Source organism: Vibrio sp. 10N.222.52.B7, assembly GCF_041474275.1.
Taxonomy (GTDB): Bacteria; Pseudomonadota; Gammaproteobacteria; order Enterobacterales; family Vibrionaceae; genus Vibrio; species Vibrio crassostreae_C.
The window spans coordinates 65,008-88,144 of sequence record NZ_JBFRTU010000022.1; the positions used below are offsets into that span (position 1 = coordinate 65,008).

15 protein-coding genes and 1 pseudogene are annotated in these 23,137 nt (G+C 45.3%); 6 read left to right on the forward strand and 10 right to left on the reverse strand.

The features are described from left to right. Positions 1-99: 99 nt before the first annotated feature. The 6 genes from AB4512_RS08810 to AB4512_RS08835 form a co-directional block, all read right to left on the reverse strand. Positions 100-1,128 carry an ABC transporter ATP-binding protein gene (locus AB4512_RS08810; RefSeq protein WP_017059417.1) on the reverse strand — a complete coding sequence of 343 codons (1,029 nt, stop codon included), beginning with the start codon at positions 1,126-1,128 and terminating at the stop codon, positions 100-102. After that, positions 1,128-2,753: an ABC transporter permease gene (locus AB4512_RS08815; protein WP_372174769.1), complete on the reverse strand. Its 1,626-nt coding sequence runs from the start codon at positions 2,751-2,753 to the stop codon at positions 1,128-1,130. The genes AB4512_RS08810 and AB4512_RS08815 overlap by 1 nt, the downstream gene beginning before the upstream one ends. 244 nt (positions 2,754-2,997) lie before the next feature. After that, the gene (locus tag AB4512_RS08820; RefSeq protein WP_372174770.1) at positions 2,998-4,011 is read right to left on the reverse strand and encodes a Fe(3+) ABC transporter substrate-binding protein; all 1,014 of its coding nucleotides are present in this window, start codon (positions 4,009-4,011) and stop codon (positions 2,998-3,000) included. A 295-nt stretch (positions 4,012-4,306) separates the two neighbouring features. Then, positions 4,307-5,536: an ammonium transporter gene (locus AB4512_RS08825; protein WP_017059420.1), complete on the reverse strand. Its 1,230-nt coding sequence runs from the start codon at positions 5,534-5,536 to the stop codon at positions 4,307-4,309. Positions 5,537-5,563: 27 nt separating this feature from the next. Next, on the reverse strand, positions 5,564-5,902 hold the full coding sequence (gene glnK / locus AB4512_RS08830) for a P-II family nitrogen regulator (RefSeq protein WP_004738200.1): 339 nt from the start codon (positions 5,900-5,902) through the stop codon (positions 5,564-5,566). Positions 5,903-6,140: 238 nt separating this feature from the next. After that, on the reverse strand, positions 6,141-6,509 hold the full coding sequence (locus AB4512_RS08835; RefSeq protein ID WP_019824378.1) for a YacL family protein: 369 nt from the start codon (positions 6,507-6,509) through the stop codon (positions 6,141-6,143). Between the two features lie 131 nt (positions 6,510-6,640). On the opposite strand from AB4512_RS08835, the pseudogene AB4512_RS08840 reads away from it, so the two are divergent. From AB4512_RS08840 to AB4512_RS08850, 3 genes and pseudogenes are all read left to right on the forward strand, one after another. Continuing rightward, positions 6,641-7,800: pseudogene (locus AB4512_RS08840) on the forward strand (sugar diacid recognition domain-containing protein). 127 nt (positions 7,801-7,927) lie between these two features. Beyond that, entirely contained in the window at positions 7,928-9,193 is a 1,266-nt protein-coding gene (locus AB4512_RS08845; protein ID WP_372174771.1) for a GntP family permease, read from the forward strand. 16 nt (positions 9,194-9,209) lie between these two features. Then, positions 9,210-10,343: a glycerate kinase gene (locus AB4512_RS08850; protein WP_372174772.1), complete on the forward strand. Its 1,134-nt coding sequence runs from the start codon at positions 9,210-9,212 to the stop codon at positions 10,341-10,343. 101 nt (positions 10,344-10,444) lie between these two features. Here AB4512_RS08850 and acnB read toward each other — a convergent pair whose 3' ends face one another. From acnB to hrpB, 4 genes are all read right to left on the reverse strand, one after another. Continuing rightward, entirely contained in the window at positions 10,445-13,033 is a 2,589-nt protein-coding gene (acnB, locus tag AB4512_RS08855) for a bifunctional aconitate hydratase 2/2-methylisocitrate dehydratase (protein ID WP_017072021.1), read from the reverse strand. Positions 13,034-13,305: 272 nt separating this feature from the next. Next, positions 13,306-15,639 (reverse strand): patatin-like phospholipase family protein, encoded by a 2,334-nt coding sequence (locus AB4512_RS08860; RefSeq protein ID WP_372174773.1) that lies wholly within the window; start codon positions 15,637-15,639, stop codon positions 13,306-13,308. 38 nt (positions 15,640-15,677) lie between these two features. Then, positions 15,678-18,077: a penicillin-binding protein 1B gene (gene mrcB / locus AB4512_RS08865; protein ID WP_102478385.1), complete on the reverse strand. Its 2,400-nt coding sequence runs from the start codon at positions 18,075-18,077 to the stop codon at positions 15,678-15,680. Then, entirely contained in the window at positions 18,074-20,572 is a 2,499-nt protein-coding gene (gene hrpB, locus AB4512_RS08870) for an ATP-dependent helicase HrpB (protein ID WP_372174774.1), read from the reverse strand. Before hrpB ends, mrcB begins: the two co-directional genes overlap by 4 nt. A 34-nt stretch (positions 20,573-20,606) precedes the next feature. On the opposite strand from hrpB, the gene sfsA reads away from it, so the two are divergent. The 3 genes from sfsA (at position 20,607) to gluQRS (ending at position 23,008) form a co-directional block, all read left to right on the forward strand. Then, positions 20,607-21,332, forward strand: coding sequence for a DNA/RNA nuclease SfsA (sfsA, locus tag AB4512_RS08875; RefSeq protein WP_102394608.1), 726 nt, complete (start codon positions 20,607-20,609; stop codon positions 21,330-21,332). A 135-nt stretch (positions 21,333-21,467) separates the two neighbouring features. Beyond that, positions 21,468-21,914 (forward strand): RNA polymerase-binding protein DksA, encoded by a 447-nt coding sequence (dksA, locus tag AB4512_RS08880; protein ID WP_004738189.1) that lies wholly within the window; start codon positions 21,468-21,470, stop codon positions 21,912-21,914. A gap of 218 nt (positions 21,915-22,132) precedes the next feature. After that, positions 22,133-23,008, forward strand: coding sequence for a tRNA glutamyl-Q(34) synthetase GluQRS (gene gluQRS, locus AB4512_RS08885; RefSeq protein WP_372174775.1), 876 nt, complete (start codon positions 22,133-22,135; stop codon positions 23,006-23,008). The last annotated feature ends 129 nt before the right edge of the window (positions 23,009-23,137 follow it).

Genomic DNA, 23,137 nt, shown 5'->3' on the forward strand with positions numbered 1-23,137 from the left:
TAAAGCCTATAAGTGAAGAACTCTTGCCCAGTACTTTGATTAAAGTGCTGGGCTTTTTTATCGCGATTCTTGTAACGATTAGTATCGCGTTATATCTCTTTAAAAAGCCAATACGCCTTTGGTATCGACTTTTACGTTGACCGGCATACCCACTTCAAGTGCTTCTGACGAGGTTGCTAATAACTTCTGACCATGCGCTTCGATTACATAACGACAGTGATCACCCATAAATTGCTGTTCTAGCACCGAAATAGCACTATCTTGCTCGTAACTTGCTTGGATATGCTGGGGCCTTAGCAGAAGCTCACATGTATTGCCGAACTCAATCTCCGTTTGCGGTTTGGCTTCAACCATACCCAAACTGGTTTCAAATTCATGCTCCGAAATACGCTGTGCATTGAGGTAGCTACCGCCACCCAAAAAGTCTGCAACAAACTTACTTGAAGGATGGAAATACAACTCAGATGCCGAACCATACTGCTCAATCACACCATGGTTCATTACTGCCATTTTATCTGCAAATGCGAACGCTTCTTCACGGCTGTGAGTTACGAAGATAGCTGTAACACCCTGCTTCTTAAAAATCTTGCGAATCTGAGAAATCAGCTCATGACGAACCTGAGTATCGATGTTTGAGAATGGTTCATCTAACAGTAGCAAGTCTGGCTTGTACGCCAAAGAACGAGCAATAGCGACACGCTGTTGTTGACCACCTGAAAGTTGGTGTGGGTAGCGGTCACCGTACTCATCTAAGTGAACCAACTCCAGCATCTCTTGAACTTTGTCTTTCTTTTGCTGCTCAGAAAGGTCTTTCAAGCCAAAGCCGACATTCTGGTTTACCGTCAGGTGCGGAAACAGGGCGTAATCTTGGAAAATCATACCAATGTTACGCTGCTCTGGTGGCAACCAATTCTCGCCATCATCAATGGTTTGACAGTTCAAACTCATTACGCCACTACTCAATGGAAGCAGGCCTGCAATCGCCTTAAGTAAGGTGGTTTTCCCGCAACCACTTGCACCAAGAAGACAAACAATTTCACCATGCTCAACTTCTAACGAGAGCGCTTCCAAGATGGTTTGCGACTCATACTTACAAGTCAGATCTTTAATTGATAATGCACAACTCATTAGTGTTTCTGCTCCAAAGAACGGTTTACGATGATCAGAGGAATTAAACCTACTAACACCAGTAATACAGCAGGCATCGCCGCCAATTCGAGGTGCTCATCTGAGGCATAGTTATAAACATAGGTCGCTAATGTTTCGAAGTTGAAAGGACGCAGCAGCAATGCCGCATTTAGCTCTTTCATTGATTCGATAAACACCAGTAAACCGGCGATCAGCGCGCCGCGTTTAATCAAAGGTAAATGAACACGACGTAACATCTGGTTGGTATTGCAACCCATGGTTTTAGAAGCCATATCCAATGAAGGAGATACTTTACTCAAGCTACTTTCAATACTGCCAATCGCCACTGCAGAAAAACGTACCACCATTGCAAAGATAAGCGCAAACATGGAACCAGAGAAAATCAGCCCCGGACGTCCCCACTCCATCACTTTGGCAATATCATTGACTAAGTGATCCATGAACAACACAGGCACCATCACACCAATCGCCAACACAGTGCCTGGAACAGCATAGCCCATCGAAGCAATACGCATGTAAGCCTGATTTTTCTTACTCGGGCTGACACGTTGATTAAAGTTCACAATCATCGCAATTATAACGCCAATAATCGCCGCGATTACTGACACATAAAGACTGTTAACAGCATACTCTCTGAATTCAGGCGTCCAACTTTGTGCAAAGTATTTGTAGGCATAGATCATCAACTGACCCAGAGGGAATAAGAACGCAACGCACACTAATCCCCAGCACCAAAACAGTGCCAACCACTTCTTCCAACCGGATAGGTCGTAACGAAAGTCTTCACGACTGCTGAATTGATTCTGGAACAGTTTCTGTTTACGACGACTGTAGCGCTCTGAACTCAACAGCAAGATCACGATAACTAGCATAATTGCCGATATTTTCGCAGCAGCCGTTAAACTTGAATAACCTAACCAGGTATCGTAAACCGCTGTCGTTAAAGTGTTGACTGCAAAGTAACTCACGGTACCAAAATCACCGATAGTTTCCATCGCAACAAGCGATAGACCTACCGCCATTGATGGGCGAACAAGTGGCAACGAGATACGACGAAAGCTTTCCCAAGGTGAGCATTTTAGCAACCGAGCGGATTGCAGTAAGGAGACGTTTTGCTCCATAAATGCGGCGCGGCACAGCAAGTAAACATAAGGATAGAGAACGAGAGACAGAACAATAATAGCACCAGATAAGGTTCTAATATCCGGGAACCAATACTCACCGGGTCCCCACTCAGTAAGATCTCGCAGTAGAACTTGAACAGGCCCAGCAAAGTCGAACCAATCGGTAAAGATATAGCCAACAATATAGCCTGGCATTGCTAATGGCAGTACTAGCGCCCATTGCAAAACCCGCTCTCCCGGAACACGGCACATTGCCATAATCCAAGCAGACGGAATACCAAAAACCAAAGACAGGAATAAGGTTCCCATGACTAAAACCACCGTATTGTAAGCATAGGTGGGCATTACTGTGGACATCAGATGAGAAAATAGCTCATCTGTTTCTCCAACAGCCGTCGTAAAAATCGCTAAGATCGGTAAAACCAGTAATACAGCAATAATGCCGCTACTGGTGTTCCATAAATAATTCTTTTCTTTCATCGCCTAACTACAAAGAGGCTTAATGAAACACAAATGCATTTGCAAATACATCTCATGTCCTTTTAATGGTGGGGTTATTTATACCCATATACTGTAATGACTTCAAGGTGAGATGCTAATAACTCAAGGGATCGACGGCGAGCTTTGTATCAAAAAGTGATTTTCCAAAACAAACAACCCCAAGTGACCGAAAATGGCGACTTGAGGTTGTCATTTTACTTGGGCCGAAGCCTACAGTAATAAATTAAAGATCGAACTTAACTTCGTCTAATAGTTTAATTGCTGCTGCGTGGTGGTCAGCAATTTGGTCTAGAGAAATTGTATCTGCTTTGAATTCACCCCATGAAGCAACAAGCTCAGAAGGTTTAACATCAGCTTTCACTGGGTATTCATAGTTCACTTCTGCATACATGCTTTGTGCTGTGTTACCCGATAGGAATTCCATTAGCTTAACGGCATTCTCTTCGTTTGGAGAGTATTTAGCCATTGCCATACCAGAGATATTCACGTGAGTACCCGTTGTCTCTTGGTTAGGGAAGTTAATGTAAACAGCTTCAGCCCAAGCTTTTTGCTCTTTATCGTTAACCATCTTGCCTAGGTAGTAGCTGTTACCAAGAGCAACATCACATAGGCCTTCTTTAATCGCTTTAACTTGTGCACGATCGTTACCTTGAGGCTTGCGTGCTAGGTTAGCTTTTACGCCTTCTAGCCACTCTTTCGTTTCAGCTTCACCTTTGTGAGCGATCATCGAAGATACTAGAGAAACATTGTATGGGTGCTTACCGCTACGCGTACAGATCTTACCTTTAAATTCAGGCTTAGTTAGATCTTCGTAAGTAAACTCCTCACCTAGACGACCAACACGGTCACGAGAAGAGTAAACGCTACGTGTACGTGTTGTTAGAGCGAACCACTCATTGTTTGTATCTTGGTATTGAGCAGGAATATTCTTTTCAAGAACTTCGCTTTCAACAGACTGAACTAAACCTTGTTTAGTTAGCTCAGATAGACGACTGATGTCTACAGTTAACACTACGTCTGCAGGGCTGTATTCGCCTTCTTGAGCTAACTTTTCTGCTAAACCTTTTTTAGCAAACTTAACGTTTACTTTAATGCCAGTCTCTTTTGTGAATTCCTTGAACATTGGTTCAACTAGGAAAGGTTGACGGTAAGAGTATACGTTTACTTCTTCCGCAGCCATTGCTGTCGGGGCAATTACACCACACGCTAGAGCTGAAAGTGTTAGCAGTTTCTTCATTGTAAAATCCTTTATATCGAAATGATAATGTCTATCAGTTGCGTTATTATATTCATCATTAACATAATTACAATGACGACCAACAAAAAATCCGTCTACTCAGACCATTCAAACTCTCACTTTTGTAACAAACCATTTCAACTTTGTGTCTTGTCGTTCCTCTTAAACAATGAGCCTAACTTCAACGTTCGTGTTTATATATTGTGCAACCGTAAATACAACAAAGCCCCGCAACAAGAGTTGCGGGGCTTTCTTTGTCCAACCTAACCCATTCAGATTAGGCGACGACTGTTGATTATTTTACTGATACAAACTCAGGGTAAGCGCCGACACCACAATCGTGCATGTCCATACCTTCAAGTTCTTCATCTTCCGTTACTCGGATACCGATTGTTGCTTTAAGCACCGCCCATACTGCTAGGCTAGCACCGAATACCCATGCAAAGATGACTGCTGCACCCATTAGCTGAGCACCAAACGTTGCATCAGCGTTGCTTAGTGGCACAGCCATTAGACCGAAGAAACCACATACACCGTGTACAGAGATAGCACCTACTGGATCATCAATCTTAGCTTTGTCTAGAGCGATGATGCTGAATACAACCAATGCACCAGATACCGAACCAATCGCTACAGCAAATAGAGGTGATGGTGATAGAGGGTCTGCAGTGATTGCTACTAGGCCAGCTAACGCGCCGTTAAGAATCATTGTTAGGTCTGCTTTACCCCAAGTTGTTTTACATACTAGTAGTGCTGCAATTGCGCCTGCTGCTGCTGCTGCGTTGGTGTTAAGGAAGATTTGACCTACTGCTGTTGCGTTCTCAAAATCCGAAACCATCAGTTGAGAACCGCCGTTGAAACCGAACCAACCGAACCAAAGGATAAATGTACCTAGCGTTGCAAGTGGCATGTTTGAACCAGGAATCGGGTAGATTTCACCGTTCTTACCGTATTTACCTTTACGAGCACCGAGTAGTAGAACACCAGCTAACGCTGCTGCTGCACCAGCCATGTGTACGATACCTGAACCTGCGAAGTCACTGAAACCCGCTTCTGATAGGAAACCACCGCCCCAAGTCCAATAACCTTCAACAGGGTAAATGAACGCTGTTAGTACTACAGAGAAGATTAGGAATGACCAAAGCTTCATACGCTCAGCAACCGCACCAGATACTACAGACATTGCTGTTGCAACGAATACTACCTGAAAGAAGAAGTCTGATTCTAGAGAGTGGTCTGCGCCTTCACCTTGTGTACCAATTAGAGTACCAAATGATGGCAACCAACCGCCTTCACCGTTGTCGACATACATGATGTTGTAACCAACCACTAAGAAAGCAGTACAAGCAATTGCGTACAAACAGATGTTCTTAGTTAAAATTTCTGTGGTGTTCTTTGAACGAACTAGGCCAGCTTCTAACATCGCGAAGCCTGCTGCCATCCACATTACCAACGCACCTGAAATGAGGAAGAAAAAAGTGTCTAGTGCGTAACGTAGTTCCGTTACTGTTGTTGTAAGTTCCATATTAAAGTCTCCAGTCCTTGTAATTCTTTAAAGTGCTTCAGCATCCATTTCACCAGTACGAATTCGTACGGCTTGGCTTAGGTCATACACAAAAATTTTGCCGTCGCCGATTTTTCCGGTGTGTGCCGCTTGGCTAATCGCTTCAACAACTCGGTCAACATTCTCAGCTTGGGTAGCAATCTCTAGCTTCACCTTTGGTAGGAAATCCACTTGGTACTCTGCACCACGATACAATTCAGTGTGTCCCTTCTGACGACCAAAGCCTTTCACTTCAGAAACAGTCATACCTTCAATACCCACATCAGAGAGCGCTTCGCGTACATCGTCTAATTTGAATGGCTTAACAATGGCATTTATTAATTTCATATTCGTTCCTTAAATTCTTACTTAATCCGTTAATTCTCTTATTACAATCCAAGTAGCGTGCCAAAAAGTTAAGTGCCTGATTTTAAACAAGATGAAGATAATAAGGTCGTAATAACGAAAAAGGCCGCACCAACATGGTGCAGCCTTTTCACTATCTTAATGCGCGATGCTCTTATTGCTCCAGTTTTGGGCAACGGAGCCTTCAAAGCTCTGAATGACTAACAAATAGGTCTTAGGACTAGTAACCTAAAAAATCCATCCAGCGTTCGATGAGCAGTTCGAAATCGTCGATTCCACAGCTTGCTTGGCTTTCACAGTTATAGAAGTCGAACTCACTGCCCTCTTCCATCTCTTGCTCATGCGCTAACACGTTTTCTTGAATCGTTACTTCGTCTTCATTAATCGCAAGGCTAATCTCTTTGCCAAGCAACGTCACTTCATTGCTCAAGTCCTGTCGAGATTGCTCAATCAACGCCATCACATGATCTAATTTTTGCTTATCTTTACCGATCTCTTCTTGAAGCCAACGGCCAACAATCTCATGGCCCATGCTGCATTTCACATAGTATTCACCCATTAGAGTGTTTCTAGTAAATTCAAACTCCATAACTCAACCTATACTGCATTAATACTCAAGCGATACTATTTCTGAGTATACCATTGTCTTGTCAGAAACGAGCGTATTGACGAATTTATCGTTACGATCCAACCTACACAGTCAATGAAGAGGAGGGCTCTATGCAGTTGAACGAAATGATTGCCAAACAAATTGTCGAACGAACCATGAAGATCATCCCACACTCGATTAATGTGATGGATAATAAAGGTCGCATTATTGGATCCAGTGATCCTACTCGCTTATACCAAAAACATGAAGGAGCGGTACTTGCCATCACCGAATCACGAGTCGTTAATATTGACGAAGCCACTGCCGAACACCTAAAAGGGGTTAAGCCTGGAGTTAATTTACCGATTCTATTTCAGGATAATGTCATTGGGGTGATTGGGGTTTCTGGGACACTGCAGCAAGTTCATCATTTTGGTGAGCTGGTGAAGATGACCGCTGAGCTTATTGTTGAACAAGCTGTACTTATGTCTCAAGTAGAATGGAATAAGAGGCATCGTGAAGAATTGGTATTGCAATTAATCCGAGGTAGCACGCTTAATGACATGCAACTGCAATCCATCGCACAGCGTCTGGATCTCGACCTTGCACAACCGCGGATTGCCGCCATCGTCAAGGTGTTACCGATAGGAGACACTGCGCCTTCATTGGAAAACTTACAGCAATTAGTACATTTACTTGAATATCCCGAGCGCGATAATTTAGTCGGTATCTTGTCTGTTTCACAAAACGAAGTGGTGGTACTCAAGCCTATAACCCTGATAGGGAACAGCTGGTCCAAGGATGCAGAAGCCAAGCGCGTGAAATTGCTACTCAAAAGAATAAAGAAAGAAGCTAAGTTTCAAATCAAGATTGCGCTTGGGGATTACTTTACCGGACTTTCTGGTTTAGCACGCTCATATGATACCGCTGAGCTCACTATGCGCAGTGTCGGTAACCGCCCCGGAGACATGTTTTTCTATCAAGACTATCGACTGCCGGCCATTATGAGTAGCCTGTTACAAGATCCATGGATTCGTGAGCAACTGGAGCAGTCTTACCTACATCTTCAACAACAGGACAGTAAAGGGATACTGATCAAAACTTTGAAGACATATTTAAAGCAGAACTGTGATTCAGCTCTCACCTGTAACGAACTACATATCCATCGCAATACGCTACGCTACGCTATCGAACAGACAAGATAAACCAAATAACATCATTAAATATCAACAATATAGACGATCTATTTCAACTCTACATTGCAATAAATCTATTCCACTGGTCGAGCTAAAAAATGTGCAACTGCACAATTTAAAAGGACCGATTTGAGCACTTATTTGTAGAGAATGACAAAGACTTACCAACCCTATATCTTTATATTTGCCGAAAATGACACATCGTTATCTGGGAAATAGAACATGATTGAAGTTTCAACTCTTGGCGCACTTTCAGCATTGATTGTTGCTATCGCGCTCATTCTTAAAAAAGTGCCACCCACCTACGGCATGATCATCGGTGCTTTGGTTGGCGGCGTGGTTGGCGGCGTTTCTCTCACCGAAACCGTTGAGTTAATGATAGGTGGTGCCCAAGGGATCGTCACTTCAGTGATGCGAATTCTCGCCGCTGGTGTGTTGGCCGGCGTACTAATTGAATCAGGGGCGGCTACCTCGATTGCAGAATCCATCATCAAAAAAGTAGGCGAAACTCGCACCTTACTTGCTCTTGCCATTGCGACCATGATTTTAACCGCTGTTGGCGTTTTCGTTGATGTGGCCGTTATCACGGTTTCTCCTATTGCACTGGCTATTGCTCGCCGCGCAGACCTTTCTAAAACCGCGATCCTTTTGGCGATGGTGGGCGGCGGTAAAGCAGGTAATGTCATGTCGCCTAACCCAAATGCCATTGCGGCGGCTGATGCGTTCAATGTTCCGTTAACCTCTGTGATGGCTGCAGGCGTGATTCCGGGTCTATTTGGGCTGCTTTTCGCCTACTTCTTGGCAAAGCGCCTCGTCAATAAAGGTTCAAAAGTAGCGGAAAGTGAAGTGGTCAAAGCGGATCAAAGTTCACTGCCAAGCTTTTCTTCTTCAATCGTTGCACCGTTAGTGGCTATTGCCCTACTCGCGCTGCGACCACTCGCTGATATCAATGTTGATCCTCTAATTGCATTACCCTTGGGTGGATTGCTGGGTGCACTGGCTATGGGTCGCTTCAAACAAGCCAATAGCTTTGCGGTTTCAGGCTTGTCACGTATGGCACCGGTTGCTGTAATGCTACTGGGCACAGGAACCATTGCAGGCATCATTGCTAACTCAGGACTAAAAGCTGATCTGATTGAAGTGCTGACGATGTCTGGGCTGCCTTCTTACTTACTTGCTCCGTTTTCTGGCGCACTGATGGCACTATCAACCGCATCGACAACTGCCGGAACAGTAGTGGCATCGAATGTATTTGCCAACACCATTCTTGAGCTAGGTGTTCCAGCTCTCGCAGGCGCAGCAATGATCCACTCTGGTGCGACAGTACTTGACCATATGCCACATGGTAGCTTCTTCCATGCCACGGGTGGTGCGGTACATATGAGTATTCATGAACGTCTAAAACTCATCCCTTATGAGTCAGCGGTCGGTCTTGTTATCGCCTTCGTCTCAGTAATGATCTTCGGTGTATTTGGTCTGTTTGTTTAAGTTTAAAGGTATCAAAATGAAAATTGTAATTGCTCCTGACTCATATAAAGAAAGCCTATCAGCAATGGGCGTTGCTCAAGCGATTGAAGATGGCTTTAAACAGCTAATACCAAACGCCGAATACGTAAAATTACCAATGGCTGATGGTGGTGAAGGCACAGTACAATCTCTGGTGGATGCGACCAATGGCTCTATCATCCAACATCCAGTGATTGGTCCATTAGGTGAAATTGTCGAAGGCTTCTACGGTATGTTCGGTGACGGTAAAACTGCCATTATTGAAATGGCGGCCGCTTCCGGCCTAGATTTAGTCTCTCCAGAACAACGTAATCCACTAAAAACCACTACCTATGGTACGGGTGAGTTGATCAAAGCCGTATTAGATAAAGGTGTTGAGCATATTATTATTGGCATTGGTGGTAGTGCGACCAATGATGGTGGCTTAGGAATGGCTCAAGCGCTAGGCATTCGTATGCTAGATGCAGAGGGTCACGAGCTGGTGTTTGGTGGTGGTGAACTGTCAAAACTGACAACCATTGATCTCACCAACCTCGACCCACGCCTACAAAACGTACGCTTAGAGGTCGCTTGTGATGTCGATAATCCATTATGCGGACCAAAAGGGGCATCACAGGTATTCGGTCCGCAAAAAGGCGCAACACCAGACATGGTTGAGCTGTTAGATGCTAACCTTGCTCATTATGCCAGTATCATGAAAAACCAGTTAGGCGTCGATGTCATTGATCTCCCTGGTGCTGGCGCGGCAGGCGGTCTAGGCGCGGCACTTGTTGGCCTGTTAAATGCGGAGCTTCGCCCTGGTATTAACATCGTAATGGACGCCGTCAATTTAGATGAAATAGTCTCAGATGCTGATCTTGTGATTACAGGAGAGGGGCGCATTGATAGCCAAACCATTCATGGCAAAACACCGATTGGTGTCGCTCGCACAGCCAAAAAACATAAACTGCCTGTCATCGGTATTGCCGGCTGTCTAGCCAGTGATTGTGGTGTGGTTCATGAGCATGGTATCGACGCGGTATTTGCGGTAGTGAACCGTTCAGTAGACTTGCCGACAGCTTTGGCTGAAGCGGCTGAAAATATTGAACTTACTGCTCGCAATGTTGCAGCAATGTATACGATTAAGCACTAATCGAGCTCTCTGTAAGCTAAAAGCAATTTTCGCTGTATGCTAAAAGCAATTAAGGCCGCTATTCACAGCGGCCTTAATTATATTTACAACAAAATCAGACGTTACGCAGGCTCTTGGAAGATAACCGTGTCTGCTTTTTCCGTGTACTGACCCATTTTATGGAAGTTCAGGTAACGGTATGTATCAGCAGCCGTTGCATTAATCTTCTCAGCGTACTCTAAGTACTCTTCTTTCGTTGGGATGCGACCTAGAATCGCGCCAACAGCAGAAAGCTCAGCAGAAGCCAGATAAACGTTCGCGCCATTACCTAAGCGGTTCGGGAAATTACGCGTTGACGTCGACATAACCGTCGAAGCATCAGCAACACGAGCTTGGTTACCCATACATAGTGAACAGCCAGGAGTTTCGATACGTACCCCAGCACGACCGAAGATGCCGTAGTAGCCTTCTTCTGTCAGTTGGTCTTTATCCATCTTCGTTGGCGGAGCCACCCATAGGCGAGTATTTAGCGAGCCGTTAAACTCTTCTAGCATCTTACCTGCAGCACGGAAGTGACCGATGTTCGTCATACAAGAACCGATGAACACTTCTTGAATCTCAGTACCTTGAACGTCCGAAAGAAGACGAGCATCATCTGGATCGTTTGGTGCACATAGGATTGGTTGATCGATGTCAGCAAGATCAATCTCGATAACGTGCGCGTATTCCGCATCTGAATCAGCAGATAGCAACTCAGGGTTCTCTAGCCACTCTTCCATTGCTGTAATACGACGCTCAATCGTACGAACATCACCGTAACCTTCAGCGATCATCCACTTCAGCATCACTATGTTCGAGTTCAAGTACTCAGAGATAGACTCTTCAGAAAGCTTAACGGTACAACCTGCAGCAGAACGCTCAGCAGATGCATCAGAAAGCTCAAATGCTTGCTCAACAGATAAGTGCTCAACACCTTCAATTTCTAGTACACGACCAGAGAATTCGTTGATCTTACCGGCTTTCTCTACCGTTAGTAGGCCTTGCTTGATGCCGTAAAGAGGAATGGCATGTACTAGGTCACGTAGCGTGATACCCGGTTGCATTTCACCTTTAAAGCGAACCAAGATAGATTCAGGCATATCAAGAGGCATAACGCCTGTTGCTGCAGCAAATGCTACCAAGCCAGAACCCGCAGGGAATGAAATACCTAGAGGGAAACGAGTATGCGAGTCACCACCTGTACCTACAGTATCAGGAAGAAGCATACGGTTTAGCCATGAGTGGATAACGCCATCACCCGGACGAAGTGAAACACCCGCACGATTCATGATGAAATCAGGTAGCGTATGGTGAGTGTTTACATCGACTGGTTTAGGGTATGCCGATGTGTGACAGAAAGACTGCATTACAAGGTCTGCAGAGAAACCAAGACACGCCAGATCTTTAAGCTCATCACGAGTCATAGGACCGGTCGTATCTTGAGAACCGACTGTCGTCATTTTAGGTTCACAGTACTGACCAGCACGAACACCTTCAACGCCACATGCTTTACCAACCATCTTCTGAGCTAGCGTGTAGCCTTTATCAGATGCAGATGGATCGATTGGTTTAGCAAACAGATCCGTTTCAGCTAGACCTAGAGCGTCACGAGCACGACCCGTTAGACCACGACCGATGATCAGTGGAATACGGCCACCAGCACGCACTTCATCAAGAAGTACTTTGCTTAGCTCAAAGTTTGAAATCACAGAACCGTTCTTGTGAACAACACCTTCGTACGGGTAGATATCAATGATATCGCCCATGTTCATGTCTTGTACGTTCAGTTCAATGGGTAGTGCGCCTGAATCTTCCATTGTGTTGTAGAAGATTGGTGCAATTTTACCACCAAGACAAACACCGCCAGTACGCTTGTTTGGTACGAATGGGATATCTTCACCCATGAACCAAAGTACTGAGTTTGTTGCCGATTTACGTGAAGAACCTGTACCAACAACATCACCAACGTAAGCCAGTGGAATGCCATCTTTTTGCATTTCTTCAATTTGTTTGATTGGACCAACGCTACCCTGTTCATCAGGAGTAATGCCATCACGTTCCATCTTCAGCATCGCTTTCGCGTGTACTGGGATGTCAGGACGTGACCATGCATCAGGCGCTGGAGATAGGTCATCGGTGTTCGTTTCACCAGTGACTTTAAATACTTTTACTGTGATTTTTTCTGCTACTTTATCTTTCGCTGTAAACCATTCAGCATCAGCCCAAGATTGAAGTACTTGTTGTGCAGCAGCATTGCCAGCTTTCGCTTTCTCTTCTACGTCATAGAACGCATCGAACATCAGTAGAGTATGAGATAGCGCTTTAACAGCGATTGGAGCAAGCTCAGCATCGTCTAGTAGAGATACTAGAGATTCGATGTTGTAACCGCCTTGCATGGTACCAAGCAGTTCTGCAGCTTTTGCTTTGCTTACTAGTGGCGAAGCTACTTCACCTTTAGTGATAGCCGTAAGGAAGCCAGCTTTTACGTAAGCAGCTTCATCTACACCCGGTGGAATGCGATTTTCTAGTAGGTCAAGAATGATTTCTTCTTCACCTTGAGGTGGATTCTTCAGAAGTTCAACTAGGCCAGCTACCTGCTCAGCATCTAGTGGTTTTGGAACAACTCCTTCGGCAGCACGTTCTTCGACGTGTTTACGGTAGGCTTCAAGCACGACTTTTTTCCTCTCATTGCGGTTCACTTCTTCCCTTCATAATTGTTAGTAAAATAAAGAAGTGAACATCCTTGGAAACTTGGCTCTCCATTGCCATTTTTGTCATTCAATTTGTATTGATGAGCGGCGTCATAGAGGCCAAACTGTGGGCGGTAGAATAGCAAATTTAACGTTAAATTAAAATCTTATCATTTTGACCAACATAGCAAGTTAAGACGAAAGTCCCACTATTTTTGCCTAATTACGCACTTAAATGGCGACTCTGCGCATGATTATTTGTAGGACGTACCTACAATCAGATACACCGAATCGAAATTATCTTCGGTTCGGCCATAAGCTAAAATGATCGGCCCGATTGGAGAATCAACACCCGCGAAAACAGAACCCGCGGTGTACATTGGCGCTTCATCAATACTCAAATCATTGTTCGACCAAACACCACCATGCTCAATGGATGCGCCCACGTAGAATGGTGATTTAAAAAGGCCGAAGTCATTTTCAAACCACTTATAACGATAAATAAGGCTGGTGTAAGCCAAGTTCTGACCAATCATACTATTCCTTGGAATACCTGACAGGTTTAAGAAGCCACCAAGCTCTTTGGGATCAATAGGGAAAATCGAATTTTTGCTCTCTACAATACCGTAATCCAGCTTTGCGACTAAAGTATGCTTCTCAATACTCTTTGCTGCCATGAAATTGGCCGAAAACTCATAAACCGTATCACTCTCAGACGTTAAATCCGATTCACCAAGAGAGCTGTCATTATCAAAATCATCATGAGAAACGAGGTACTCTAAATCGACAAAGTAACCCTTGGTCGGTAAGCTGAAATTATCCAAAGTATCCAGTCGGTAACCCATGAAGCCACCAATACGCTTGTAGCCACCACTGCCCAATGAAGGTAACGAAGAAACCTCAACATCCCCATCTGTATAACGAACACCAAATGTCAGCTCCTGCCACAAGGTTGGTTGATAGCCTAATGCCAATTCACCGACATATTCACTATACGTCATAGGGAGATAATCTTTCGTTACGTCCAGTGTCGGTTCTTCAATATCATCAATATCTGCGGGTAGGTTTCTGTTCTCTTTGCTGTAAACAACCGATGCCGAAGTAAACAGCTTTTGACTCGAAAAGAATGGCGAGTATAGTTCCGCTTCAATTCGCTTGTCCGTTCCCATCTCGATATTGGTTCTTAGCTCTGCACCATGCTTATTAATATCAGTAAAGTTGGCTGAGACACCGAGCGAGTATTGGCTTGTAGTAGAGAAATCATCTTCAAGAAAGAATCGAAAGTTGAGGTAGTTTGGCCCCCAAGATTTTTCGTTCACATCGACCAGCAGTTGCTCCTCGCCATCTACAGTGTCAAATTCATAAGTCACCAACTCGAATCTATCTAGCGCATAGAGGTCTTGTACTTTAGATTCAATTTCACTGGTCTTCAGAATCTCACCTGAATCAAGGTTTAAACGGTTTTCGATCAGCTTATCGGAATAGTGGGTATTGTTATTGATAACAACTCGGTCAACGACGGTCTTATCGCCGTGTTTTAGCTGTCTGCGCGCTTTTTGTTTGTCCTCGATATAATGCTGATAATCGGCATTTGAGAGCGATAGCTTAGAAAGTTCATCAGTATGCTGCTTAGCAGCTTCATAGCCCGCGAGGAAAGCCGATGGCATTTTATCAAATTCTGTCGTCTCCATTTCCCCAACATCTGGGCGCAGGAAGACATCATCGTCTGTTAAAGTTTCAGCTTGCTCTTGGGTGCTGCGTTGAACAAGATAATTAGAGAGTTGGTCAGCTGCGGCTAGAAAATTCGTGAAATCATCTTTGCCTTTGTAGTTGGTACTGATATCCACCGCAATGACAATGTCCGCGCCCATCGCTCTGGCAACGTCGACTGGCATGTTATTGGTGACACCACCATCAACCAGCATTCGACCATCTAAGGAATAAGGGGGAAGCGCGCCGGGTACTGACATACTCGCCATCATGGCATCAACAAGGTGGCCATGATCGATGACCACCTCTTCAAGTTCGATAATGTCAGTTGCGACTGAACGGTATGGGATAGCAAGATGGTCGAAAGAATCGAATGAGGATAGATTACCCGTGGTCTCACGCAGAATACGCAACATATTCTGGCCTTGCACCACCCCTTTCCTTGCTTTGATTTCGCCCCAACCTAAGCCGAGATCGGTGTTCAGTTGGTAGCGGTCTTCATATTCTTTGTCACGTACGCGGCGATCACTACGGTTAACGCGATCACGATAACCGCGATTCCAATCAACCGTATAAATAAAGCTCTCGATCTCGTCTGCGCTCATCCCTGTCGCATAAAGACCACCAACGTATGAGCCCATACTGGTACCGGTAATGTAATCAACCGGGATTTGCATCTCTTCTAGAGCTTTAAGCACACCAATGTGAGCTGCACCTTTTGCCCCGCCACCAGCAAGAACGACAGCAACGGTTGGTCTTTTATGAGCTTGTTCAGCCTGCTGAGATTGATCAACCTGTGTCGCGGTGGATGCAAACAGCTGAAAACTGATCACAGTACCGACAATGCCTAAGCCACTCACTAACCAACGAGAAATCATTATTTTAACTGTCCTTGTCATTCTTTCTTGTTACGACTTTACCACTGAAAAAGCTTCTTTAGCCACTGTTTTGGTTGACTTTCACAACCCTTTTTAATGTTTCCATCCTCATCCCAAACTGGCAGTTTGACTGCGCCATCACAATCAAACTCTAAAGCCCCTTCAGAAGTTCGAGTAAAGTTAGCGGTGACAATTCCTGTCGGCCAAGGCAGTAATAACTGCTCGGGTGTTCTCTGTTTGAGATAATCGGCATAAACACGTAACGCACCACTCGAACCAGTAAGCTTAGTCGGCTTATTATCATCACGTCCTAGCCAGATGGTCGTCACTTCACGGCCATCTACGCCCACGAACCAACTGTCTCGGCTGTCATTACTAGTGCCAGTTTTACCAGCTAACCCTGCCCATGCAAACTGACCTTGTAGGAAACGGCCCGTGCCTTCCGACACGCCACGTTTCATTGCATAGGTTGTAAGCCAAGCGGCTTGCTGGTCAACGCTTTGTGATACACGAGGGATCGACTGATACAGAACCTCGCCATCGTTATCAACAACTGAGCGAAGCGCAGACAAAGGTGCTATACGCCCAGAATTGGTAATGGTTTGATACATCTGCGCAACTTGGAACGGAGTCAGTGAGAACGAACCCAAAAACATCGACGGCACTGGGCGAATCTCATTTTTATCGACCCCCAGTTTTCCAATCGTATCCGAGACACTATCAATGCCTAATTGCATGCCTAAACGAACAGTAGGTACGTTGTAAGACTTAGAAAGCGCCACATACAAAGGCACATCGCCACGGAACTTACGATCGAAGTTTCTCGGGCTCCACACGCTACCTTTACTGCCTTTCAAGCTCAGTGGCGTGTCTTTCAATGTTGTCGCCAACGTGTACTTCTGAGGCTGCTCTAGTGCGGTTAAGTAAATTGCAGGCTTGACCAAAGAACCAATTGGGCGACTCGCGTTCAAGGCACGGTTAAAGCCATCGTAGCCAGTACGCTTACCACCGACCATCGCCCGGATTTCACCGGTATTTCTATCCACGGCAATAGCTGCTGCTTCCAGCTTATTACCTGCGGTTTTCGATAAATCAGGCACCTTACGAGCAATCGACTTCTCTAACTTGTCTTGAGATACCGGATCCAGAGAGGTAAAGACTCGAATCCCTTTTTTCGCCTCAAATCGATCGCCGACATACTTCTTAAGCTCAATGTTTACTTGTTGGAAATAAGCGGGCTGACGGCTAGCAATGCGTGGGTTGTCTTGAATATCCAAATCACGACTCGCCGCCTCTTCGTATTGTCGCGGAGTTAAGATGTCTTGTTGCATCAATAAGCGAAGAACCAGATCGCGTCGAGTCTTAGCACGCTCAGGATAGCGAACCGGATTGTAATACGACGGTCCTTTCACCATACCCACCAGCAGTGCTAGCTGATCGATGCGCAGCTCTTGAATAGGTTGACCAAAATACAAACGAGACGCTAAACCGAAGCCATGAATCGCTTGCCCACCATTCTGTCCAAGATAAACCTCATTTAAGTAAGCCTCTAGGATACGGTCTTTGCTGTAACGATGGTCTAAGATAAGTGCAATGTAGGCTTCACGAACCTTACGCCACAATGTACGTTCACTGGACAGGAACAGGTTTTTTGCCAACTGTTGTGTCAGCGTACTACCACCTTGTACCGTTCGCCCAGCTTTGACGTTAACGACCATTGCACGAGCGATGGCCAGTGGCGACACACCATCGTGTTGATAGAAGTTTCGGTCTTCGGTTGCCAGTAAGGCATCAACCATCACTTCTGGGAACTGATTGCGTTTTAAGAACAGGCGCTGCTCATCGTTACTTTTCTCAAGCATGCCAAGCATTTTCGGTTCAACACGCAGGTAGCCCATGTCGCCTTTCTTCTCCAGCGACTGAATGCGAGTTAATTCGTTACCATTGAAGTGCAGCATCACATGACGATCCGCTTCCGGTCCATCAACAAACTCGAACGGACGACGAATCATTTCAATCTTGGTCGAAGAAGAAGAGTATTCGCCTGGGTGACGAGGCGCGTTCACCTTACGGTAATTAAGTACATCGAGCTCATTCTTAACCTGAACCAAACTCACCGGAGTTCCCGGAGACAGGTCTAGCACTCGCGCATAAACCACGGTTGGCAAATCAAACAGCTGACCTTCAAAGCGCTGTTTGACCACAGAATCAAGATAAATACCGACGAACAACAGCAATGCCGCAAGCGCTAAGCCCGCTTTCCAAGAAATGCCCCATAGGATCTTCAACCAACCTCTTTTGCCAGATTTCTTAGCCTTAGGTTTGGTCTTTTTCGCAGCCGCTCTTGGTTTTCTTGGCTTGGCTTTGGTCGCTGGTGACTTCTTTGCTGGCGCTTTTTTAGGTGGTGCCTTTTTTGGCGTTAACATTTTGGTCATCATCGATTCAACTGTCGTTTGGTTTTAGTGGTTGCTACATGGTTAGCAGGGTCATCCGGCCAAGGATGTTTTGGGTAACGGCCCTTCATCTCTTTTTGTACTTCTTTGTACGCGCCAGCCCAAAAGCCAGCTAAATCTTGAGTAATTTGTAGTGGTCGCTGTGCTGGAGAAAGTAGCTCAAGCACTACTTTTTTACGCCCTTGCGCGATCAATGGCGAGTCTTGTTCGCCAAAGACTTCCTGCATTCGCACTGAGATCACTGGTTCAGATTGATATTGATAACGAATGGCCTTCTTGCTGCCTGTTGGCATCAGATAGTGTGTTGGCAGCCATTGGTCGATTTCTTGATTCAAAGGCCAGCCAAGATAAGCCGACAATGCTTGCTCAATCGAAACACTAGCCAGCCCTTTTGCCGACTTAATGCCATTCAGATAGGGAGATAGCCACTCATCAAGGTGTTCAATCAAACTCGCATCGTCCATCGCTGGCCAATCATGCTCAGGCATCCAAAGTGCTGCACAGCGCACACGCTCAACCAACTGCTTAGCCGAAGCTGTCCAATTTAAGCGATCCAGCCCGCATCGAGCGACATAATTGAGCAGCGCTTGGCTCGCCTGATTCGCATCGGGATCAGGTAAAGCTTTGGTGCTGATAATCAACTTGCCCAGAGATACACGCTGCTCAGCAACTAAACGGCCACGTTTCTCATCCCAATCGGCGTAATCGGAACGCACAAACAGTTTTGGAAATTCAGCTTCTAACTGTGCGATATCAACCGCGGTGGCTAAGAAAATCTGACTGGCTCGCCCTGTGCTGCGCATCAAATCAATCACTACGATATAGTTATTGTTCGCCAGTGGATCATCATCACGAACCTCAGCACCGTGGCCATTCGCCAAAAGGAAAGCACTGCTGGTCGCGCTTCTCACTTGTGCAATCCGGTCTGGGAAGGCAAAACAAAGCACTAATGGTAGCAATGATTCGTCAGCTTGTGACAAATCTAAGTGATGATTGAGTTTGCTCGCGAGACTTTTCGCTCGCTGCATCACAACGCTATTTTTGGAATGTTTTCTTTGCTTAAGTCGATGCAAAGAGTGTTGAATATCCGTCACATTGCGCTCCGGCTCTTCCAGCAAAGCAGCAGCAACAATCGCGACATTCAACAGAGCAGGACTACCTTGCTGCGCTTTAACCAACATGCTGGCAATACGAGGCTCTAGACCTAAACGTTGGACCTGTTTTCCTAATGCCGTAAATTGACCATTATCGTCTAACAATTCAAGAGTCTGTAAGAGTTGCTTGGCTTGCCCGATAGAAGCTTTGGGTGGAACGTCTAACCATTGCAGTTCATCAGCACTCGCAGCGCCCCATTGCGTCAATTCAGACACCAGCGAAGACAAATCAGAATGAAGAATTTCAGGTTCTGGTATAGCTGGTTGCTGCATCAGCTGCGTTTCGCTGTACAAACGAACGCACAAGCCCTCTTCAATTCGTCCCGCACGGCCCGCTCGTTGTTCAGCTGAAGATTGCGAGATTTTCACTTGCTCAAGCTTAGTAATACCGGTTTTCAGATCGAACTTCGCCACACGTTCAAGCCCAGAATCAACCACCAATCGAATACCTTCAATCGTCAAAGAAGTCTCAGCAATATTGGTCGCTAACACCACCTTTCGACGCCCTTTCTCTGATGGCGCGATCGCTTTCTGCTGTTGAGAAAAGCTGAGTTGCCCATACAGAGGACACACATCGATATCATTGGCGAATTGTTCTAGTTGAGATTCCACCTGCTTAATCGCAGAAACGCCCGGCAAAAAGGCCAGAAGTGAGCCTGACTCTTTCTCCATCAGAGAGCGAATCACGTTAGCCATTTTAGGGGCTAGATATTCATTTGCGTTAAGAGGCTGATAACGGAAATCGACCGGAAAGGTGCGACCTTGTGATTCAACGTATTTGGCATTCGGCAGCAAAGTTTGCAGAGCTTGTTGATCTAAAGTTGCCGACATCACTACCACTTTCAGATCGTCACGCAACGCCTCTTGGATCTCTAAGCTAAACGCCAATGCGGTATCGGCGTGAATACTGCGCTCGTGAAATTCATCAAAGATCACCATATCAACCCCTGTCAATTCAGGGTCGGTTTGGATCATTCTTGTCATGATCCCTTCAGTAACAATCTCTAAGCGAGTCGTACTGCTGCTTTTAGATTCACCACGAACTCTAAAGCCAATGCTCTCTCCCACCTTTTCTCCCAATTGGCTCGCTAAGTAAGTAGCAATATTCCTTGCAGCCAAACGCCTCGGTTCAAGCATGATGATTTTGCCTTGAACGGCGTTGGTCTTAACTAACTGTAAAGGGAAGAATGTTGACTTACCCGCACCGGGAGCGGCCTTTAGAATAAGTTGAGTGTGTGTTTCTACGCCAGCGAGCAGATCTGGCATCACAGCTTCTATGGGCAGTTGTGGCAATGGGAGAACCTTGTGGTGTAATGTTGGCAACATTGTACATAAAAACCTACCTGTCTAAATAAGTAATATGCACTTCAATCCGCCATTAGAGCCTGCGACTCTTATTAAACGCTATAAACGTTTCCTCACTGACATCCAACTTCCTGACGGTAGCGAGCGTACTATTCACTGCGCTAACACTGGAGCGATGACAGGATGTGCGACTCCTGGCAATACGGTGTGGTACTCAACCTCCGATAATGCAAAGAGAAAGTACCCAAACAGCTGGGAGATCTCAGAAACAGACAAAGGTCATCGTATTTGTGTAAATACTGCGCGGGCAAACCAGCTAGCAGTGGAAGCAATTGAAAATGGGACTATAGTTGAACTCTTAGGTTATAACGCGTTACGAACCGAAGTGAAATATGGCAGTGAGAATAGTCGCATTGATATTCTGCTTGAAGATAACGAAAAGCCGCCTTGCTATATCGAAGTGAAAAGCGTCACTTTGCTCGACGAGCTAGAAACGTCAACTAAAGGGCAAGGTTTTTTCCCTGATGCGGTCACAACCAGAGGCCAAAAACATCTGCGTGAACTCACAGAAATGGTCGAATCTGGAAATAGAGCCGTACTTTTATTCACTGTTTTACATTCAGGTATTGAAAAAGTGTCTGCGGCACACCATATAGACGCCAAATATTCGTTATTACTAAAACAAGCACAAGACGCTGGAGTTCAAGTGCTTTGCTATAAAGCAGAGCTCAGCAGTACTCAAATACAACTAAAACAAGCTGTTGAATTTATCAATAGCTAGGCAAAGATGCTGAACTAATCACATTGATTGCAAGTTTGAATAAGAGTATTTGCCACCATTCGTTCTTTCTGCTATAGATACCCGCCTTAAAATTAGCTGCTTTGCAGTTGACTAGGTGTAAATAGGAGATGCTGTATGCCAGAATCTAAGAAAAAAGCGCTAGGCATCCTAGCCATCGCAGGTGTTGAACCGTACCAAGAGAAGCCAGGTGAAGAGTACATGTCACCTGAGCAAACGGAACATTTTACAAAAATTTTAGCAGCTTGGCGCAACCAGCTCAGGGAAGAAGTTGATCGTACTGTGCACCACATGCAGGACGAAGCAGCGAATTTCCCAGACCCAGTTGACCGTGCTTCTCAAGAAGAAGAATTCAGCCTAGAGTTACGTAACCGTGACCGTGAGCGTCGTCTTATCAAAAAAATTGAGAAGACATTAGACAAGATCGAAGAAGACGATTTCGGCTTCTGTGATTCTTGCGGTATCGAGATTGGCATTCGTCGCCTTGAAGCTCGTCCAACTGCTGATCTTTGTATTGACTGTAAAACACTTGCAGAGATCAAAGAAAAACAGATGCAAGGTTAATTCTTGCAGATGTAAAGAAAGGGAGCCTTGGCTCCCTTTTTTGTTTGTTATCCAAGCGAAGTATTTCACACGCTTGATAGTAAATAGCAGCTTTAAGCCTTAGTTCTATACATCAAACCTTGTTCTATAGATTGAAGCTTAGTTCTAGGCATTAAAGCTCTTGTCAAACGTCTTAAGAATCGGCTACTGCGGTACCATTTAGATTAGGTTGTTCACTCATGAATTATATCGGGCGCTTTGCACCATCACCGTCAGGTCCTCTTCATTTTGGCTCACTTGTTGCTGCTCTTGGTAGCTACTTTCAAGCGAAATCTAACCAAGGAAAATGGTTAGTTCGTATGGAAGACCTCGACCCGCCAAGAGAAATGGCCGGCGCTGCAGACCTCATTCTTAAGACGCTTGAGGCTTACCATCTATTCTGGGATGGTGAAGTCGTTTATCAAAGTCAGCGTCATGGCTTGTATCAAGCTCAAATCGATCAATGGGTCGCTGACAATCAAGCCTACTACTGCCAATGCACCCGCAAGCAGATAAAGGCTTTGGGTGGTTTTTACAATGGTCATTGTCGAGATGCAGGCTTAATCGATTCAGGCGAACAGGCGGTGCGCTTGTGCATGGACTTTCCAGTGGAGTCCTTTGATGATGTTCGCCACGGCACCATTCAAATCCCTAAAGCACTAGCTGTAGAAGATTTTATTATTAAACGCAGAGATGGATTGTTTGCCTATAACTTGGCCGTTGTTCTTGATGACATCGACCAAGGAGTAACAGAAGTCGTAAGAGGCGCAGACCTGATAGAACCAACAGGTCGACAAATCAGTTTGTATAAGACGCTCAAGCAAAAAACAGTGAGCTACTTGCACTTACCATTGGCAACCGATGGCTTGGGGAATAAACTGTCAAAACAGAACCATGCCACCGCGATAGATCTAGACAACCCAAAACCAACGTTACTCAACGCGATGCGATTCTTAGGTTTTGATATCCCGACGGCCCTTTATGAGGCTTCAATGGATGAGATTTTATTGTGGGGCTGCCAACAATGGAACGTCAGTCAGTTACCTGATAGTTTACAAAAAGAGCACTGTAATTAGCTCGAAACTCACGGCAAATAGCAAAAACGACACATAAAAATGCCATAACCAACCACTGTGGTTAAGCAGACGATGTTCTCAAATGGCTCGCGCTAAGCTATTATTAGCCGCAATTAAACTCTGCACTAC

Bases quoted from the DNA above. Each gene is read 5' to 3' on its own strand.
- gluQRS (WP_372174775.1), top strand. From the start codon at position 22,133: ATGAATTATATCGGGCGCTTTGCACCATCACCGTCAGGTCCTCTTCAT.
- AB4512_RS08850 (WP_372174772.1), top strand. From the start codon at position 9,210: ATGAAAATTGTAATTGCTCCTGACTCATATAAAGAAAGCCTATCAGCA.
- AB4512_RS08845 (WP_372174771.1), top strand. From the start codon at position 7,928: ATGATTGAAGTTTCAACTCTTGGCGCACTTTCAGCATTGATTGTTGCT.
- AB4512_RS08810 (WP_017059417.1), bottom strand. From the start codon at position 1,128: ATGAGTTGTGCATTATCAATTAAAGATCTGACTTGTAAGTATGAGTCG.
- hrpB (WP_372174774.1), bottom strand. From the start codon at position 20,572: ATGTTGCCAACATTACACCACAAGGTTCTCCCATTGCCACAACTGCCC.
- glnK (WP_004738200.1), bottom strand. From the start codon at position 5,902: ATGAAATTAATAAATGCCATTGTTAAGCCATTCAAATTAGACGATGTA.
- sfsA (WP_102394608.1), top strand. From the start codon at position 20,607: ATGCACTTCAATCCGCCATTAGAGCCTGCGACTCTTATTAAACGCTAT.
- AB4512_RS08825 (WP_017059420.1), bottom strand. From the start codon at position 5,536: ATGGAACTTACAACAACAGTAACGGAACTACGTTACGCACTAGACACT.
- AB4512_RS08860 (WP_372174773.1), bottom strand. From the start codon at position 15,639: ATGATTTCTCGTTGGTTAGTGAGTGGCTTAGGCATTGTCGGTACTGTG.
- AB4512_RS08815 (WP_372174769.1), bottom strand. From the start codon at position 2,753: ATGAAAGAAAAGAATTATTTATGGAACACCAGTAGCGGCATTATTGCT.
- dksA (WP_004738189.1), top strand. From the start codon at position 21,468: ATGCCAGAATCTAAGAAAAAAGCGCTAGGCATCCTAGCCATCGCAGGT.
- mrcB (WP_102478385.1), bottom strand. From the start codon at position 18,077: ATGATGACCAAAATGTTAACGCCAAAAAAGGCACCACCTAAAAAAGCG.
- AB4512_RS08820 (WP_372174770.1), bottom strand. From the start codon at position 4,011: ATGAAGAAACTGCTAACACTTTCAGCTCTAGCGTGTGGTGTAATTGCC.
- AB4512_RS08835 (WP_019824378.1), bottom strand. From the start codon at position 6,509: ATGGAGTTTGAATTTACTAGAAACACTCTAATGGGTGAATACTATGTG.